The following is a 15,694-nucleotide window of genomic DNA, read 5'->3' on the forward strand; positions in this document are numbered from 1 at the left end:
GGGTGACCGAACGGATGACCGACCGGGCCGGAAACGAGGGGAAGCGGGGAACATGAACGGGAAGCGGTGTGTGGGGACGGTCGCCGCGGCGGCGGCAGCGGTGTTCGCAGTGACCGGACCGGCGGGTGCCGAACCGGCCACGACATACGACACCACTACCGCGGTGGGTGTCCACAACGCTTACGAGAAGGAGAAGTACCCCTATTTCGCCGATGCGCTGGACTCCGGTGCCTCGCTGGTGGAACTCGATGTCTGGGCCAATGGACTGGGCCGGTCCTGGCGGGTCTCGCACAGCAACCCGCTGGGGAACAATAACAATTGCGAGGGCGCCGCGAGCGCCGCGGAGCTGCGGACCAAGGACACCGACCAGGACTTCGGTGCCTGTCTGGCCGATATGCGGGCCTGGCACGACGCCCACCCCGGCCACCGCCCCATCCTCGTCAAGGTCGAGATGAAGGACGGCTTCAACGCCAAGGGCGGCCGCGGGCCCGACGCCTTCGATGCGCTGGTACGGCAGAAGCTGGGCGATGCGGTCTACGGCCCCGGGGACCTGACGGCCGGTCACGCCACCCCCGACGAGGCCGTTCGGGCCAAGGGCTGGCCCGCCCGCTCCGCCCTGGCCGGAAAGTTTCTGATCGAGCTGATACCCGGCACCGTCGAGGAGCACAACCCGTTCGACAAGCTGTGGACCGACGTCGAATACGCCACCCACCTCAAGGACCTCGCCGCCCAGGGCAAGTTGGCGCAGTCGACAGCCTTCCCCGCCGTGCACGGCGCGGCCGCCGGCGATCCGCGCGAGCGCTATGCCGACCCGGCGCTGCGCCCGTGGTTCGTGGTCTTCGACGGCGATGCGGCGACGTATCTGGGCGGCGGTATCGACACCTCCTGGTACGACACCCGGCACTACCTCCTGGTGATGACGGACGCCCACAAGGTCCCGCCGGTGATCGACGGCACCCACCCCACCGAGGCCGAGGCCCTGGCCCGCGTCCGGCAACTCGCCGCCGCCCACGCCAGTTTCGCGACCGCGGACTGGTACCCGCTGCCGTCGGTCCTGAAGACGGTGGTGCCGCGCGGCGCATGAGCTACGACGTCGCGCGCCGGTACAGCGCCGCCAGGTCCGTGCCCAGGCGGCTGCTGTAGGACGTGGCGTCGTCGCCGCCCTCGTCGAGGCCGCCGATGACGCCGATGAGCGTCCCGGTGCCGGTGGCCGGGTCGACGTCGATGAGCATCGGGCCGCCGCTGGTGCCGTTGGGGAACCCCGGGCAGGCGAAACGGAGTTGGGTGCCGCTTTCGGCGTCCGCCGTGTGGCGGCAGGCGAGGGGTGTGTCCCGGTCCTCGGGGTAGCCGGTCAGCAGGGCCGGGCGGCCGGTGGGCGCGTCGAAGCGGATCTGCTCGGCGCCGGTGACCTCCTCGACCGTCCGGCCGTCCGTCGGCCGCCCGGCCCGGCGGACCCGCAGGAACGCCAGATCGCGGTCCGGGTCCCGGTCGGCGATCCACCGGGGATCGACATCGATCCGGGTGGGCACCCACAGGCCGTACGGCGCGATCCCGTCGCGCAGACCGGGTACGAAGACCAGCCGGGTGCGGAACCCGCCGTCGTGCACACAGTGCGCGGCGGTGGCGACCAGATCGCCGGCGGGGGAGTGCACCACGCTCGCCGTGCAGTGATGCCCGGGGTCGTCGCCGTCGTCGCCGGGGGAGAACAGCGCGCCGACGGGCGCCGAGGGGGCGGCCGGGGTCGCTTGCAGGGGCCGGGAGGCCGGGAGCGGGGCGGGACTGCCGTGGTCAGCGGAGACGGGCACCGGGGGGCCGGGCCGCTCCCGGTACGGTCCGGCGAGCAGTGCCGCCGCGGCCGCGTCCCCGGCGTGCCGCCCGGGCCGGTACGTGCCGGTGTGCGGGTCCCCGTCGGCCAGATACGGATCGCGCGCCCCGGCCCACAGCACCAGGGCCGCACCGCCCGCCAGCAGCCCCGCCGCCAGCAGCGCCAGCGCCACCCGCCGCTGGGGGTACCTCCCGGCGTGAGCCGGGGAAGCACCGCCGCCGGTTTCGTCCTCGGCCTCCGTCACACGGCGCGGCGCCTCCTTGGCCATCGTCCGCCCGTACTCGCCCGTCTCCATGGCCCTCAGTCTGCGTCACGCGCCGCGGTGACGCGCGCACCACGGCCGGGCGCAGGACCGGACCGTTAGGCCGTCGCGGGGTTGTGCCCGATGAGCGTCTCCGCCAGCCCGAACGCGTTAGGGAAGTCCATCGGGACGATGCCCAGCCCGCTCCAACCGTGCCCCTCCGACCCCGTCAACAGGTCCTTGACCTGCGGGTTCAGTCGGTCGGCGTTGGACCGCGGCGGCAGCAGCGCGGCGGTGCTGACGTAGTTGACATAGAGCTTGCCGGGCTCGGTGGCCGCCTTGCGGAACTGGGCGGCCACCTTCGGCCATTTCGCGAACGGCTCCGCCATGTAGTCGTCCTGGATGTCGAACAGCTGCGGATCGCCATACCGTACGCCCGGCATCCCGTCGGAGTCCGCCAGCAGGACGACCCTGCCACGGGCGTTGCCGAGGGCCGGCGGATCGCCGTCGAGGCGGAACAGCGGGCGGTAGCCCTTGCCGTCCAGATAGATGTCGAAGATCCGGCGGAATTCCGCGGCGGGGACCTCGGAGTACTCCTGCTTGACCCGCATCAGGACGGTTTCGGACGGATGCGCCCGCAAAAACGCCCGGCAGGAGTTCAGGACGTCGCCGAACATCAGCTGCTGGTAGAAGGCGCCGTGGTGGATGGCGAAGGCATCGTCGACGGCGCGGCAGCGGACGTCCAGGAAGCGGATGCCGGCGGCCAGTTGGTCATCGACGACGGTGTCCTGGCAGGCCACCCATGGGCCGCCGATGCGGGCGCAGGAGTCGTGGGTGCCGGGGATCGTCAGCCGCTGAAGGGGTGTCGTATCGGCCAGGGCCGACATCCAGTCCTGGACGTCGGCCCTGGTGAGGATCGATGGCCGCTCCGCCGCGTCGGCCGTGAAGCCGGCGCCCGCCAGCGCCCCCGCCGCCGTCAGCCCCACCGCGCCCCTGAGAAATCCCCGCCGGTCCAGTGCCATCCCGTCACCCCTGCCCGATACGAACGTGTGAACGCGGTCGGGGCATCGAACCACAGGGGCGGTGCGAAGGGCACCGGATCGGCGGGGAAGGGCCCGCATTCTCAGGAACGGACCGCCAGGGACAGCGCGAACCGCCCCGCGCGGTCGGTCCACCACTCGCGCAACTCCAGCCCGGCGGCGGCCAGTTCGTCCCGTACGCCGTCCTCGCGGAACTTGGCGGAGACCTCGGTGCGGACCTCCTCGCCCTCGGCGAAGGACACCGCCAGATCCACGCCGGTGATCTTGACGGTCAGCTCCTTGCGGGCCCGCAGCCGCATCTCGATCCACTCGTGCTCGGCGTTCCACACGGCGACATGTTCGAAGTCGGCCGGATCGAAATCGCCGCCCAGCTCGCGGTTGATGACCTGAAGGACGTTCTTGTTGAAGGCGGCCGTCACGCCCTGCGCGTCGTCGTACGCCGCGACCAGCGTCGCCTCGTCCTTGACCAGATCGGTGCCCAGCAGCAGGGCGTCGCCCGGCGAGAGCAGCTCGTGCACGGAGCGCAGGAACGCCGCGCGTTCCCCGGGCAGGAGGTTGCCGATGGTGCCGCCGAGGAAGGCCAGCAGCCGGGGGCCGGGCGTGCCGGGGAGGGTCAGACCCTCCTGGAAGTCGGCGACCAGGGCGTGCACGGTCAGGCCGGGGTGCTCGGTCAGCAGCGCCTTGCCCGCCGAGGTCAGCGCCGATTCGCTGACGTCGACCGGCACGTAGGTGTGCAGCCCGGTGAGGGCGCCGATCAGATGCCGGGTCTTGTCGGACGAGCCGGAGCCCAGCTCGATGAGCGTACGGGCGTCGGTGGCCGCGGCGATCTGCGGTGCGCGGGCGAGCAGGATCTCGCGCTCCGCGCGGGTGGGGTAGTACTCGGGCAGTCTGGTGATCTCCTCGAAGAGCTCGCTGCCGCGGGCGTCATAGAACCATTTGGGCGGCAGCTGTTTGGGCGTACGGGTCAGCCCCTGGGTGACGTCGGCGCGCAGCGCGGCCGAGGTGGCGTCGGCGGGGAGGGTGCGGGTGATGCTGAGCGAGCTCACGCGGCGGACTCCTTGAGCGGGGTGAGGTGGACGTCGGTGCGGGTGGCGCACACCAGGGTGCGGTCCGGGACCGGTGTCCACCGGGGGTCGTCGTCGTAGGGCTCGGAGGCTACGACGGTGCCGCCTCCGGGGTGGGTGTGGTGGAAGAGGGTGTCGCCCCAGGTCGTGGCGGCGATGGTGGTGCCGTCGGTCAGAAGCAGGTTCAGCCGGGAGCCGGGCGCGGCCCGCGCGACGTCGGCCACGGTGCCGGCCAGCGCCTCGCCCGGCGTCGCCCCGGCCGCCAGCCGGTGGCACACCAGCGCGAACAGGAACGCGGCATCGCAGCGGGCGGCCAGCTGGAGCAGCGCGACGGCGGGTAGCGCGGCGGCCAGCGGGGCGAGCGCATCGGGCCAGCCGAGCACCGCACCGTTGTGGCTGAACAGATACCGCCCGGACGCGAACGGCGCCGCCGCGGCCTCGGCATCGGCCCCCGCCTCGGAGGCATCCCGGACGGCGGCGAGCAGGGCGCCGGTGCGCACCACCCGACCCAGGTCGGGCAGCAGGTCGTCGGCCCAGATCGGGCCGGCCCGGCGGTAGCGGGCGGGTATCGGATCGTCCGGCGCATACCATCCGACGCCGAACCCGTCCGCGTTGACCGTTCCGTGCAGCTGCCGGCGCGGCGCCCAGGACTGCCGGTAGAGCCCCTGCGGCGGTTCCAGAACCACCTGGCCGAAGGGTATCTCCGGTCCCAGATAGGCGAGATGACGGCACATCAGGCGACCCCAAAGGCGCGCGGGACGGGCGCTGCCGCGGCGTTCATGCGGCCGCCGTCGGCTCGGCGTCCCGGGCGGTGCGGAACCCGGAGAAGATCTGTCGCCGCAGTGGCAGGTCCCAGTTGCGGAACGTCCCCCGGCAGGCGACCGGATCGACCGCGAAGGACCCGCCGCGCAGCACCTTGTACCGGTCGCCGAAGAACACCTCGGAGTACTCCCGGTAGGGGAAGGCGGCAAAGCCCGGATACGGCAGGAAGTCGCTGGCCGTCCACTCCCAGACGTCGCCGATCAACTGCCGTACACCGAGCGGGGATTGGCCCTCGGGATAACTGCCGACGGGCGCGGGCCTCAGGTGCCGCTGGCCGAGGTTGGCGCGGTCGGGGGTCGGGTCCTCGTCGCCCCACGGGTAGCGCAGCGCCCGCCCGGTGGCGGGATCGTGCCGGGCGGCCTTCTCCCATTCGGCCTCCGTCGGCAGCCGCCGCCCCGCCCAGCGTGCATAGGCGTCCGCCTCGTACCAGCTGACGTGCAGCACCGGCTCGTCCGGCGGTACCGGCTCGGTCACCCCGAACCGGCGGCGCAGCCACTGACGGCCCTCGCGCTTCCAGAACAGCGGCGCCCGCAGTCCGTGCTCCCGCACCTGCGCCCAGCCCTCCTTCGACCACCAGCGTGGTTCGTCGTAGCCGCCGTCGTCGATGAAGCACTCAAAGGCGCCGTTGCTGACCGGGGTGGTGTCGATCAGGAAGGCCGGAACGATCCTGCGGTGCGCGGGGCGCTCGTTGTCCAGCGCCCAGGGCTCGGTGGAGGTGCCCATGGTGAACGGGCCCGCGGGCACCAGGACTTCATCGGTCAGGATGCCGTCGAAGGTGGCCGGCGGCGGGGGAGCGGACAGCACGGCGGGGCCCCGGCGGAGCTGGTGTGTGATCAGCATGGTCTCGTCGTGCTGCTGCTCGTGCTGCGCGATCATGCCGAAGGCGAAACCGGCGTCCAGCAGCGGGCCGCCGCGCAGCGGAGTGGACTCCAGTACCTCCAGCACCCGGCCGCGTACCTCGGCCACATAGCCGTGCGCCTCGGCCGGTGCCAGCAGCGGCAGCGAAGGGCGCTCGGCGCGCGGATGCTCGAAGGCGTCGTAGACGGAGTCGATGTCCGGGCGCAGCGCGTCCCGGCCGCCGACGGTGCGCAGCAGCCACTGCTCCTCCTGGTTGCCGATGTGCGCCAGGTCCCACACCAGGGGCGACATCAGCGGGGAGTGCTGGGCGACGAGGTCGGGTTCTTCGACGCAGGTGGTCAGCAGGCGGGTACGGTCACGGGCGGCGAGCAGCGCCGCGGCCGCCCGGGTGCGGAGCGCCTCGGGGGTGAGCGGATCGGTGGTCACGGACGGGCCCTCCCAAGGAGCTCGGTGATGTCCCCGTCGCTCGGGTGCGCGTGGGCGGCCTCCGCTTCCGCGGCGCACAGGGCGTCGAGATGGTCGTCGGCGGGGCAGCGGCCGCGGGCCACAAAGCGTTCGGTGAAATCCGCGACGGCCGCGATCACCTCCGGGGCGGCTCCCAGCCGGGGCAGCGCCTCCTGGGCGGCGGCGAAGCAGGCCACCGCGGCCGCATGCAGCTCGGGGTCGGTCAGCGCGCCGCGGACCGCATGCCGCCACAGCGGATTGCGCGGTGCGGGACGCGAACCGGCCGTTTCCGCAAGGGGTTTGACGATGCGATAGGCCCGCTCCGCGGCCTCGACGTCGTCGAACAGGGCGGCCGTCACCGCCAGCGGCACGATCCAGCCCCCGTCGCCCGCCTGTGCGTCGATCATCCGCAGCTCCAGATGGCCGCGCGGACGCACCGGCGGGAAGAGGGTGCTGACGTGGTAGTCCAGGTCCTCCCGGGTCGGGGGCCGGGGCCGGCCGGTGCGGACCCAGTCGCGGAAGGTCAGCCCCTGCGGCGCGTCCCAGGGCCCGTCCTCGCGCCGTACGCACATCACCGGTGCGTCCAGCACATAGCGCGCCCAGGCGGCCCGCGGGTCCGCCGACTGCGGCGGGGCGAGCGTGCGGCCGGGATCCAGCTGGGACCAGACGACCTGGCGGGTGGTGCGATAGCCGGTCGGGCAGCCCTCGCTGGCCGGCGAATTGGCGAACGCCGCACACAACACTGCGCCCAGCAGATGCGACATCAGCCACCGGCGGCCCAGCCCGAGCGGTCCCGGCTCCTCGTAACCGGCGTCCACACAGACCTGGACGGACGCGGTGGAGCACATCATGGACCGGCCGGCGCCGCCCCAGCGGTCGAAATACGCCTCCATGGCGCTGTAGCGGGGATCGTCGGTCAGCACCCGGTGCGGGGGATGCCAGGGATTGTGGCCGTGTCCCGCCATGCCCAGGCCCATGGCACGCATCGCGGGGCGGACCAGCGCCAGATCGGCCGCGACGGACTCGATGCAGGCGGTCAGGGAGGTGGCGGGCAGCGAGCTGAGCTCCAGCTGGCCGCCGGGTTCGAAGGTCAGAAGGGAGGTGAGGGGGAGGGTGCGCAGATGGTGGGCCGCGGAGTGCAGCCGGTCCGGTTCGACCGGACATCGGGGGTTGCGTGCATCGTGCACCAGCCATTCGATCTCGACACCGATGCGTTGTGGCGGGCCGGTCTTGAAACAGATGCCGTGCAGATGAGCCTCTAGCTCCGCTTCCGTTTCCGCAGGTCGTACGGGTATCACGGGCTACTCCCCTCGGGGATCGCGGCAGGACTGCCGTCCTCCACCTAAGCGGCTGCGCGCCGCGCGCTCAAGAGCGCGTCGGGCGAACGGACGGTGACGGACGGGACCCGGCCACGGCGCCGGGCGGGCGGCAGCGATTCCGGACCGCTACGCCCGTTGGGGTGAGGCGCGGGAAACCGCGGGCCTCGCCGAGGGCCCCGGCCCCGGCGCCCGGCCGCTGACCGTCCGCCCCGTCACGCCCGTTACTGTCGGTACGCCCCTTACTGCCGGTACCCCGCCAGGAACCGCCCGATCCGGCCGATGGCCGCGTCCAGATCGTCGGCGTGCGGGAGGGTGAGGATGCGGAAGTGGTCGGGGCGGGGCCAGTTGAAGCCGGTGCCCTGGACGACCTGGATCTTTTCGCGCAGGAGGAGGTCGAGGACGAACTTCTCGTCGTCGTGGATGGCGTGCACGGCGGGGTCGAGGCGGGGGAAGGCGTAGAGCGCGCCCCGGGGCTTGACGCAGGAGACGCCGGGGATCTCGTTCAGCCGCTCCCAGGCGAGGTCGCGCTGTTCGCGCAGCCGGCCGCCCGGCAGGATCAGGTCCGTGATGCTCTGGCGGCCGCCGAGCGCGGCCTGGATGGCGTACTGCGCGGGGGCGTTGGGGCACAGCCGCATCGAGGCCAGGGTGCCCAGGCCCTCCAGATAGTCGGCGGCGTGCTCCTTGGGGCCGGAGACGACCAGCCAGCCGGAGCGGAAGCCGGCGATGCGGGAGGACTTGGACAGCCCGCTGAAGGTGAGGCAGACCAGGTCCGGGGCGAGCACGGCGGCGTGGTGGTGGACCGCGTCGTCGTACAGGATCCGGTCGTAGACCTCGTCGGCGAGGACCATCAGCTGGTGGCGGCGGGCGAGGTCGAGCATGCCCTCCAGGAGCTCACGCGGATAGACCGCTCCGGTGGGGTTGTTGGGGTTGATGATGACCAGCGCCCGCGTCCGGTCGGTGATCTTCGACGCGATGTCGTCGAGGTCCGGCAGCCAGTCGGCGGACTCGTCGCACAGGTAGTGCACGGCCTTGCCGCCGGAGAGGGTGGTGACGGCCGTCCACAGGGGGTAGTCGGGGGCCGGGATGAGCACCTCGTCGCCGTCGTCCAGGAGCGCCTGGAGCGCCAGCGAGACCAGCTCGGAGACGCCGTTGCCCAGATAGATGTCGTCCACGCCGACATCGGGCAGCCCGGCCTCCTGATAGCGCTGGGCCACCGCGCGGCGGGCGGAGAGGATGCCCTGCGACTCGGTGTAGCCGTGTGCGCGGGAGAGGTTGCGCATCACGTCCTGGAGGATCTCTTCGGGGCATTCGAAGCCGAACAGCGCGGGATTGCCCGTATTGAGGCGCAGCACGCTGTGGCCGGCCTCCTCCAGCGCGTTCGCCTGCTCGATCACCGGCCCGCGGATCTCGTAGCAGACGTCGGTCAACTTGCTGGACTGCTTGAACTGCATACGGCGGCCTCCCGGTCCTCGCCCGCCGCGCGGCGCGGCAGTGCTCGTCACTGGTTACAACACCAAACGTGAGTACTTGGTTTTACCAAGCTAGGACTTGGAAAGTCCAACTATTGTCTATGCTGAGGTCATGCCGCGCCGAAGTTATGACCACTACTGCGCCCTCGCCCGCGCCCTGGACGCCGTCGGCGACCGCTGGACGCTGCTGATCGTCCGCGAACTGCTCGGCGGCGCCCGGCGCTACACCGATCTGCACGCCGACCTGCCCGGCGTCAGTACGGACATGCTCGCCTCCCGCCTCAAGGACATGGAGCGCGACGGGCTCCTCTCGCGGCGCCGGCTCGCCCCGCCCGGCGCCGCCTTCGTCTACGAACTCACCGACCGCGGACGCGCCCTGCTGCCCGCGCTCACCGCGCTCGCCGACTGGGGCGCCCCGGCCCTCGACGCCCGGCGCCCCACGGACGCGGTACGGGCCCACTGGTTCGCACTGCCCCTCGTCACCCGGCTCGCCCGGCACTTCGCGGAGGGTGTCGCCGTGGTCGACGTCGCCCTGGACGAGGGGGAGTTCCATGTGCTGCTCGACCCGGCGGACGAGGGCCCGCGCTACGGCGACGGCCCGGCCGAACACGCCGACGTCCGCCTCCACATGTCCACCGCGACCTGCGCCGACGTCGCCGACGACCGCCTCTCCCTCGCCCAGGGCATCGCCTCCGGCCGGATCGCGGTCACGGTGACCGAGGGCGAAGGCGAGGGCGATGGCGAGGGCGAAGTCGACGGCGACCGGCCGCGGCGCGAGCGGACGACGGCGGTCTGACATCGCACGGCGGGCACCTCCGCTCGCCGCCGCCCCTGGCCGCCCCCGTTGCCGCCGTCCCTCCCACCCGTCTCCTGCCCGCCCGTCTCATGCACCGTCAGGAACGGTCACCCGTACGGCAGGTGCGCACCGCCCCCGGCCCTCCGTTCGGCGCTTGTGGGCGGGCGCCCGTCGCGGCACCGGGTGAAGCTGCGGGCATGGACCATGTATCCGCTACCCGGGCGCGCCCCGGGTTCGCGCTCCTGCTGGCCGCGGTGGCGCTCGCCGGACCGCTCGCCCCGGCGGCCGCGGCCGAGGCGTCACCGGGGACCGAGGCCGGCGTCGCGCTGGCCGCCGCCGACCGGCGCACCGGCTCCGCCTGGCTGCCCTACTGGGGCGACACCGAGGCCGCCTACCAGGACGCGCTGGAACACGCCGACCAGCTGCGCACCGTCAGCCCGTTCTGGTACGAGGCCACGGCCGACACCGTCAAGGGGCAGGACGGCGCGGGGGACGAGGGGGTCATCGACGGGCTGCACCGCGCCGGCATCCGCGTCGTGCCCACCGTGACCGAGAAGCCCGGACCCGCCGAGATGGCCGGGGTGATACACGATCCCCGGCGCCGGGCCGCGCATATCGACGCCCTGCTGGAGACGGCGGGCAGCCGCGCGTACGACGGCATGGAACTGGACTACGAGTCCATGACCCTCACCAACGACCCGGCCGCCCGCGCACGCGTCCGCACCGGCTTCAACCTCCTCACCCGCGATCTGTGCGCCCGGCTGCACGCCCGGGGCAAGGAATGCGTGGTCACCGTCCTGGCGCAGACCGGCGGCTCCGGCGAGGCGTACGACTACCGGCAGCTGGGCAAGGTCGCCGACACCGTCCGGATCATGGGTTACGACCTGCACTGGGCCGGCGGCGCGGCGGGCCCGCTGTCGTCCAAGGACTGGTACGAGCAGTTCCTGCGCCACGCCACCGCGACCATCCCGCGGAACAAGATCGAGGTCGGCTTCCCCGGCTACGGCTGGGACTGGACCAAGGGCAGTACGAACCGGGCCGGCCATCTGACCTGGAAGGAGGCCGAGGCGCTGCGCCGGCGGACCGGCTCCGGCTACCACTTCGACGACGCGTCCGGTACCCCGCACTTCACCTACCGCAAGGACGGCACCGAGCACGACGTCTGGTACCAGGACGCCCACGGCGTCGCCGAGCAGCTGCCGCTGCTGAAGAAGTACGGGGTACGGGGCACCGGCCTATGGGCGCTCGGTTTCGAGGACCCGGAGGTGTGGTCCGTGTTCCGCGGCCAGTAGCCGCAGGGCCGCCTCGGAGGGCGAACCGTCCGCCGCGGTGAACATCTGCACGCGCTGCCCGGACCCGTCCGGGGTCTGCATCATCTCGAACTCCAGCTCCAGCTCGCCCACCAGCGGATGGTGGAAGCGCTTGGTGCCGAAGGCGCAGTTGCGTACGCCGTGCCAGGACCACAGGGCGGCGAACTCCTCGCTCTTCATCGTCAACTCGCCGATCAGCGTGGCCAGTTGCGGGTCGTCGGGGCGCTCACCCGCGGCGACCCGCAGCGCGGAGACGGCGCGCCGGATCTCCGTGTCGCGGTCGGGGAAGAGCTCACGGGTGTGCGGGTCGAGGAAGAGCAGGCGCTGGGTGTTGGGGCGGTCCAGGGGGCGGTCGGGGCTGGCGGGGTCCAGGTGGCCGGCGATCAGGGCGTGCCCGAGGCGGTTCCAGGCCAGCACCTCGAATCGCGGGCCGAGCGCCAGGGCCGGGACGCCGTCCAGGGCGCGCAGCAGCTGAAGCACTCCGGGGCGGGCCTTCTCGTGCCGGACGGCGGGGCGGCGGCGCCGCTGCCCGGGCCGGGCCAGCGCCAGCAGATACGCCCGCTCGTCGGCGGTCAGCCGCAGCGCGCGGGCCAGGGCCTCCAGCACCCCTTCCGAGGCGTTGTGGCTCTGCCCCTGTTCGAGGCGGGTGTAGTACGCGGCGCTGACCCCGGCGAGCTGGGCCAGCTCCTCGCGGCGCAGCCCGGGGACGCGGCGGCGCACCCCGTAGGAGACCAGTCCGACGTCCTCCGGTTGCAGACGGGCACGGCGGGTGCGCAGGAAGTCGCCCAGCTCGGCGGGTGTGCCGATGCCCGGGGCGGGCAGGCCGGGGGCGGTGCCAGGGGTGTCCGTAGGGGGTGCGTTCGTGCCCGGTGAGTCCATGGGGTCAGTCTCGGTGATCCGGCGGCGCGGAGCCTGACCCTGTGGGTACCAGGATCCGCGCCGCCCGGCTCGCGGAACGCCGGACACTGTTCCCTCCGGGATACCGACCGCTTAGTATGTCGCCCGACGGTGAGGCGACGGGGCCCGACGGTCCGGTCTGGCCGTCGCGCTCCCGCATATCCGAGGTCAGTGGAGGCACCTGGTGAAGGCATGGCGCGTATCCGCGAACGGCGAGCCGCGAGAGGTGATGCGGCTGGAAGAGGTGCCGGACCCCGAGCCCGGTCCCGGGCAGCTGCTGCTGCGCGTCCGGGCCGCCAACGTCAACTTCCCGGACGCGCTGCTGTGCCGCGGCCACTACCAGGTACGGCCGCCGCTCCCGTTCACCCCGGGCGTGGAGATCTGCGGCGAGGTGCTGGCCGTGGGGGAGGGCGCGGACGGTGCGGTGGGGCAGCGGGTGCTGGCCCAACCGCCGCTGCCCGACGGGGGGTTCGCCGAGTACGCGGTGGCCGATGCCCGGTCCGTACGGCCCGCCCCGGAGGCCCTGGACGATGCGGAGGCCGCCGCGCTGCACATCGGCTACCAGACCGGCTGGTTCGGACTGCACCGGCGGGCGCGGCTCCAGGCGGGGGAGACCCTGCTGGTGCACGCCGCGGCCGGCGGCGTCGGCAGCGCCGCCGTCCAGCTGGGCAAGGCCGCCGGGGCGCGGGTCATCGGCGTCGTCGGCGGTGCGGACAAGGCCCGGATCGCCCGCGAGCTGGGTTGCGACCTCGTCCTCGACCGGCGCACTGACGACCTCGTCGCCGAGGTCAAGAACGCCACCGGCGGGCGCGGCGCCGATGTCGTCTACGACCCGGTGGGCGGCGACGCCTACGCCAAGTCCGTCAAGTGCATCGCCTTCGAGGGCCGGATCGTCGTCGTCGGCTTCGCCAGCGGCGCCATTCCCAGCCCCGCCCTCAACCACGCGCTGGTGAAGAACTACTCGGTGCTGGGCCTGCACTGGGGCCTGTACAACACCAAGGACCCGGCCGCGGTCGACGCCTGCCACGAGGAGCTCACCAAGCTCGCCGCGCAGGGCGTCGTCCGGCCGCTGATCGGCGGGCGCATCCCGCTGGCGGGCGCCGCCGAGGCCGTCCAGCGGGTCGCCGACGGCACCTCCACCGGCCGCCTGGTCGTCCTGCCCGAACTGGAGGAGACACGATGACCGACGCCGCCGAACTGCGCCGCCGCACCGCCGACCTGCTTGCCGCGCACCCGCCCACCCGTCTCCCACCGCCGCCCCAGAACGAGGGCCCTGCGGGCCCGCCCCTCTGGTCTGCGACCGAGCGGCTGGACTTCCTGCGCGCCCGCTTCGACGCCGGGCTCGCCTGGGTCCACTTCCCCGAAGGGCTCGGCGGGCTGGGTGCGCCGCGCGCCCTCCAGGCCGTGGTGGACGCCGAACTGGAGGACGCCGGCGCCCCCGGCAACGACCCCGGCCGCATCGGCATCGGCCTCGGCATGGCCGCGCCCACCATCCTCCGATTCGGCACCGACGAGCAGAAGAAGCGCTTCCTGCGGCCCCTGTGGACGGGGGAGGAGGTGTGGTGCCAGCTGTTCAGCGAGCCCGGTGCGGGCTCCGACCTGGCGGCGCTGGCGACCCGTGCCGTGCGGGAGGAGGGCGGGGAAGACTGGGTGGTCGACGGCCAGAAGGTCTGGACGTCGAGCGCGCATCTGGCCCGCTGGGCGATCCTGATCGCCCGCACCGATCCCGACGTGCCCAAACACCGCGGGATGACCTACTTCATCTGCGATATGACCGACCCCGGCGTCGAGGTGCGGCCGCTGCGGCAGATCACCGGCGAGGCAGAGTTCAACGAGGTGTTCCTGACCGGGGTGCGCATCCCCGACGCCCATCGCCTCGGCGAGGTCGGCGAGGGCTGGAAGGTCGCCCAGACCACGCTGATGAACGAGCGGGTCGCGATCGGCGGCACCCGCATCCCCCGCGAGGGCGGCATGATCGGCGTCGCCGCCACCGCCTGGCGCGAGCGCCCCGAACTGCGCACCCACGACCTCCACCAGCGGCTGCTGAACCTCTGGGTGGACGCCGAGGTCGCCCGGCTGACCGGCGAGCGGCTGCGCCAGCAGCTGTCCCCCACTCTCAACTCCGTTCGAGCGGGAGGTGCCCCCATGGGCCAGCCCGGCCCGGAAGGCAGCGGGATGAAACTGGCCTTCGCCCGCCTCGCCCAGGAGATCAGCGGCTGGGAGGTGGAGTTCCTCGCCGAGGACGGACTGACCTACGACGACTGGACGCTGCGCCGCCCCGACGGCGTCGACTTCACCGGACGCCAGGCCGGCTACCGCTATCTGCGCGCCAAGGGGAACTCCATCGAAGGAGGCACCTCCGAAGTGCTGCTCAACATCGTCGCCGAACGCGTGCTGGGGCTGCCACCCGAGCCGCGCACCGACAAGGACGTCGCGTGGAAGGACCTCCCCCGATGACCGCCCCCGTGCCCCCCGCCACCGAGCCCGATCTGCTCTACTCCGCCGACGAGGAGGCGCTGCGCGACGCCGTCCGCGCCCTGCTCGCCGACCGCAGCGATCCGGCCACCGTGCTGGCCGGCCTGGAGTCTGCGCTCCCCTATGACCGTGACCTGTGGTGTGCGCTCGCCACCGGGATCGGCACCGCCGGACTGCTGGTCCCCGAGAAGCTCGGCGGCGCGGGCGCGAGCGCCCGGGAGGCCGCCGTGGTGCTGGAGGAGCTGGGCCGCTCCGTCGCCCCCGCGCCCTATCTGACCAGCGCCGTCATCGCGGTCACCGCGCTGCTGGGCTGCGATGTGGACCGGGCGGATGTCGCCGGGCCGCTCGCCGCGCTCGCCGACGGCCGCACTCTCGGGGTGCTCGCCCTGCCGCTGACGACCGCGCCCGGTGGGGCGGGGGAGCCGGCCGTACGGGCCGATGCGGACGGCGCGCTGACCGGCCGGGTGACCTCGGTCGCCGATGCCGCGGCCGCGGAGCTGCTGCTGGTGTGGGCGCAGGGGCCGCACGGCCCGGCCGTCTACGCGGTCGAGGCGCCGGCCGACGGCGTCCGCACCGAGGCCGTCACCCCGCTCGACCTCACCCGGCCGCTCGCCCATCTCGCCCTCGACGGTGCACGGGGCAGCGTCCTGGCCACCGGGGACCGCGCCCGCGAAGCCGTGGAGCGGGCGCTGCTCACCGGGGCCGGACTGCTGGCCTCGGAGCAGCTCGGCATCGCCGAATGGTGCCTGGCCGAAACCGTGCGCCACACCACGCAGCGCACGCAGTTCGGCCGCCCGGTCGGCTCGTTCCAGGCCCTCAAGCACCGGATGGCGGCCCTCTGGCTGGAGGTCGCCTCGGCCCGCGCCGCCGCCCGCAACGCCGCCGATGCACTGGCCAGCGGCAGCCCCGACGCCCCGCTGGCGGTGGCCGTCGCCCAGGCGTACTGCGCACCGGTGGCGGTTCGCGCCGCCGAGGAGTGCATCCAGCTGCACGGCGGCATCGGGATGACCTGGGAGCACCCGGCGCATCTCTTCCTCAAGCGCGCCAAGGCCGATCAGCTCGCGCTGGGCGCGCCGGGGCGGCACCGCGCCGCGCTGGCGGAACTGGCCGGGCTCGGCGCACCGTGACCGCGCT

14 protein-coding genes are annotated in these 15,694 nt (G+C 73.2%); 6 read left to right on the plus strand and 8 right to left on the minus strand.

The annotated features are described in order from the left end of the window. Positions 1 to 52 precede the first annotated feature (52 nt). Positions 53 to 1,084, plus strand: a complete 1,032-nt coding sequence (locus B1H19_RS34880; RefSeq protein ID WP_083108872.1) for a phosphatidylinositol-specific phospholipase C domain-containing protein — start codon at positions 53 to 55, stop codon at positions 1,082 to 1,084. 1 nt (position 1,085) lies between these two features. Here the strand turns inward: B1H19_RS34880 and B1H19_RS34885 are convergent, their stop codons facing one another. The 7 genes from B1H19_RS34885 to B1H19_RS34915 all read right to left on the minus strand — a co-directional run bounded on the left by B1H19_RS34885 (position 1,086) and on the right by B1H19_RS34915 (position 9,064). Continuing rightward, the gene (locus tag B1H19_RS34885) at positions 1,086 to 2,120 is read right to left on the minus strand and encodes a trypsin-like serine peptidase (RefSeq protein ID WP_083108873.1); all 1,035 of its coding nucleotides are present in this window, start codon (positions 2,118 to 2,120) and stop codon (positions 1,086 to 1,088) included. A 65-nt stretch (positions 2,121 to 2,185) separates the two neighbouring features. Continuing rightward, positions 2,186 to 3,088, minus strand: a complete 903-nt coding sequence (locus B1H19_RS34890) for a phosphatidylinositol-specific phospholipase C (protein ID WP_083108874.1) — start codon at positions 3,086 to 3,088, stop codon at positions 2,186 to 2,188. A gap of 101 nt (positions 3,089 to 3,189) precedes the next feature. Beyond that, positions 3,190 to 4,152: an L-histidine N(alpha)-methyltransferase gene (egtD, locus tag B1H19_RS34895; RefSeq protein WP_083108875.1), complete on the minus strand. Its 963-nt coding sequence runs from the start codon at positions 4,150 to 4,152 to the stop codon at positions 3,190 to 3,192. After that, complete coding sequence (gene egtC, locus B1H19_RS34900) at positions 4,149 to 4,904, minus strand: ergothioneine biosynthesis protein EgtC (protein WP_083108876.1); 756 nt, start codon at positions 4,902 to 4,904, stop codon at positions 4,149 to 4,151. Before egtC ends, egtD begins: the two co-directional genes overlap by 4 nt. Before the next feature lie 43 nt (positions 4,905 to 4,947). After that, positions 4,948 to 6,276 (minus strand): ergothioneine biosynthesis protein EgtB, encoded by a 1,329-nt coding sequence (egtB, locus tag B1H19_RS34905; RefSeq protein WP_083108877.1) that lies wholly within the window; start codon positions 6,274 to 6,276, stop codon positions 4,948 to 4,950. Beyond that, a complete protein-coding gene (egtA, locus tag B1H19_RS34910) occupies positions 6,273 to 7,589 on the minus strand; it encodes an ergothioneine biosynthesis glutamate--cysteine ligase EgtA (RefSeq protein ID WP_083110065.1) in 1,317 nt (438 codons plus the stop codon). The genes egtB and egtA overlap by 4 nt, the downstream gene beginning before the upstream one ends. A 263-nt stretch (positions 7,590 to 7,852) precedes the next feature. Beyond that, positions 7,853 to 9,064: a pyridoxal phosphate-dependent aminotransferase gene (locus B1H19_RS34915; RefSeq protein WP_083108878.1), complete on the minus strand. Its 1,212-nt coding sequence runs from the start codon at positions 9,062 to 9,064 to the stop codon at positions 7,853 to 7,855. 130 nt (positions 9,065 to 9,194) lie between these two features. Here B1H19_RS34915 and B1H19_RS34920 point away from each other — a divergent pair, with 130 nt between their 5' ends. After that, entirely contained in the window at positions 9,195 to 9,878 is a 684-nt protein-coding gene (locus B1H19_RS34920) for a winged helix-turn-helix transcriptional regulator (RefSeq protein WP_083108879.1), read from the plus strand. A 197-nt stretch (positions 9,879 to 10,075) separates the two neighbouring features. Beyond that, the gene (locus B1H19_RS34925) at positions 10,076 to 11,170 is read left to right on the plus strand and encodes a glycosyl hydrolase family 18 protein (RefSeq protein WP_083108880.1); all 1,095 of its coding nucleotides are present in this window, start codon (positions 10,076 to 10,078) and stop codon (positions 11,168 to 11,170) included. Here the strand turns inward: B1H19_RS34925 and B1H19_RS34930 are convergent. Beyond that, positions 11,114 to 12,067: a helix-turn-helix transcriptional regulator gene (locus B1H19_RS34930; RefSeq protein ID WP_083108881.1), complete on the minus strand. Its 954-nt coding sequence runs from the start codon at positions 12,065 to 12,067 to the stop codon at positions 11,114 to 11,116. The two genes, B1H19_RS34925 and B1H19_RS34930, sit on opposite strands and share 57 nt — an antisense overlap. A gap of 202 nt (positions 12,068 to 12,269) precedes the next feature. Between B1H19_RS34930 and B1H19_RS34935 the strand changes: the two genes are divergently transcribed. The 3 genes from B1H19_RS34935 to B1H19_RS34945 are packed head-to-tail and all read left to right on the plus strand — an operon-like array spanning position 12,270 to position 15,687. Next, a complete protein-coding gene (locus B1H19_RS34935) occupies positions 12,270 to 13,268 on the plus strand; it encodes an NADPH:quinone oxidoreductase family protein (protein WP_083108882.1) in 999 nt (332 codons plus the stop codon). After that, positions 13,265 to 14,542, plus strand: coding sequence for an acyl-CoA dehydrogenase family protein (locus B1H19_RS34940; RefSeq protein ID WP_083108883.1), 1,278 nt, complete (start codon positions 13,265 to 13,267; stop codon positions 14,540 to 14,542). Before B1H19_RS34935 ends, B1H19_RS34940 begins: the two co-directional genes overlap by 4 nt. Further along, complete coding sequence (locus tag B1H19_RS34945; protein WP_083108884.1) at positions 14,539 to 15,687, plus strand: acyl-CoA dehydrogenase family protein; 1,149 nt, start codon at positions 14,539 to 14,541, stop codon at positions 15,685 to 15,687. The genes B1H19_RS34940 and B1H19_RS34945 overlap by 4 nt, the downstream gene beginning before the upstream one ends. The last annotated feature ends 7 nt before the right edge of the window (positions 15,688 to 15,694 follow it).

The sequence above is a fragment of the Streptomyces gilvosporeus genome (assembly GCF_002082195.1).
GTDB lineage: Bacteria > Actinomycetota > Actinomycetes > Streptomycetales > Streptomycetaceae > Streptomyces > Streptomyces gilvosporeus.

Excerpts from the sequence above, each read along its gene's own strand:
- B1H19_RS34880 (WP_083108872.1), top strand. The coding sequence starts at position 53 with ATGAACGGGAAGCGGTGTGTGGGGACGGTCGCCGCGGCGGCGGCAGCG.
- B1H19_RS34885 (WP_083108873.1), bottom strand. The coding sequence starts at position 2,120 with ATGGAGACGGGCGAGTACGGGCGGACGATGGCCAAGGAGGCGCCGCGC.
- B1H19_RS34890 (WP_083108874.1), bottom strand. The coding sequence starts at position 3,088 with ATGGCACTGGACCGGCGGGGATTTCTCAGGGGCGCGGTGGGGCTGACG.
- egtC (WP_083108876.1), bottom strand. The coding sequence starts at position 4,904 with ATGTGCCGTCATCTCGCCTATCTGGGACCGGAGATACCCTTCGGCCAG.
- B1H19_RS34915 (WP_083108878.1), bottom strand. The coding sequence starts at position 9,064 with ATGCAGTTCAAGCAGTCCAGCAAGTTGACCGACGTCTGCTACGAGATC.
- B1H19_RS34920 (WP_083108879.1), top strand. The coding sequence starts at position 9,195 with ATGCCGCGCCGAAGTTATGACCACTACTGCGCCCTCGCCCGCGCCCTG.
- B1H19_RS34925 (WP_083108880.1), top strand. The coding sequence starts at position 10,076 with ATGGACCATGTATCCGCTACCCGGGCGCGCCCCGGGTTCGCGCTCCTG.
- B1H19_RS34930 (WP_083108881.1), bottom strand. The coding sequence starts at position 12,067 with ATGGACTCACCGGGCACGAACGCACCCCCTACGGACACCCCTGGCACC.
- B1H19_RS34940 (WP_083108883.1), top strand. The coding sequence starts at position 13,265 with ATGACCGACGCCGCCGAACTGCGCCGCCGCACCGCCGACCTGCTTGCC.
- B1H19_RS34945 (WP_083108884.1), top strand. The coding sequence starts at position 14,539 with ATGACCGCCCCCGTGCCCCCCGCCACCGAGCCCGATCTGCTCTACTCC.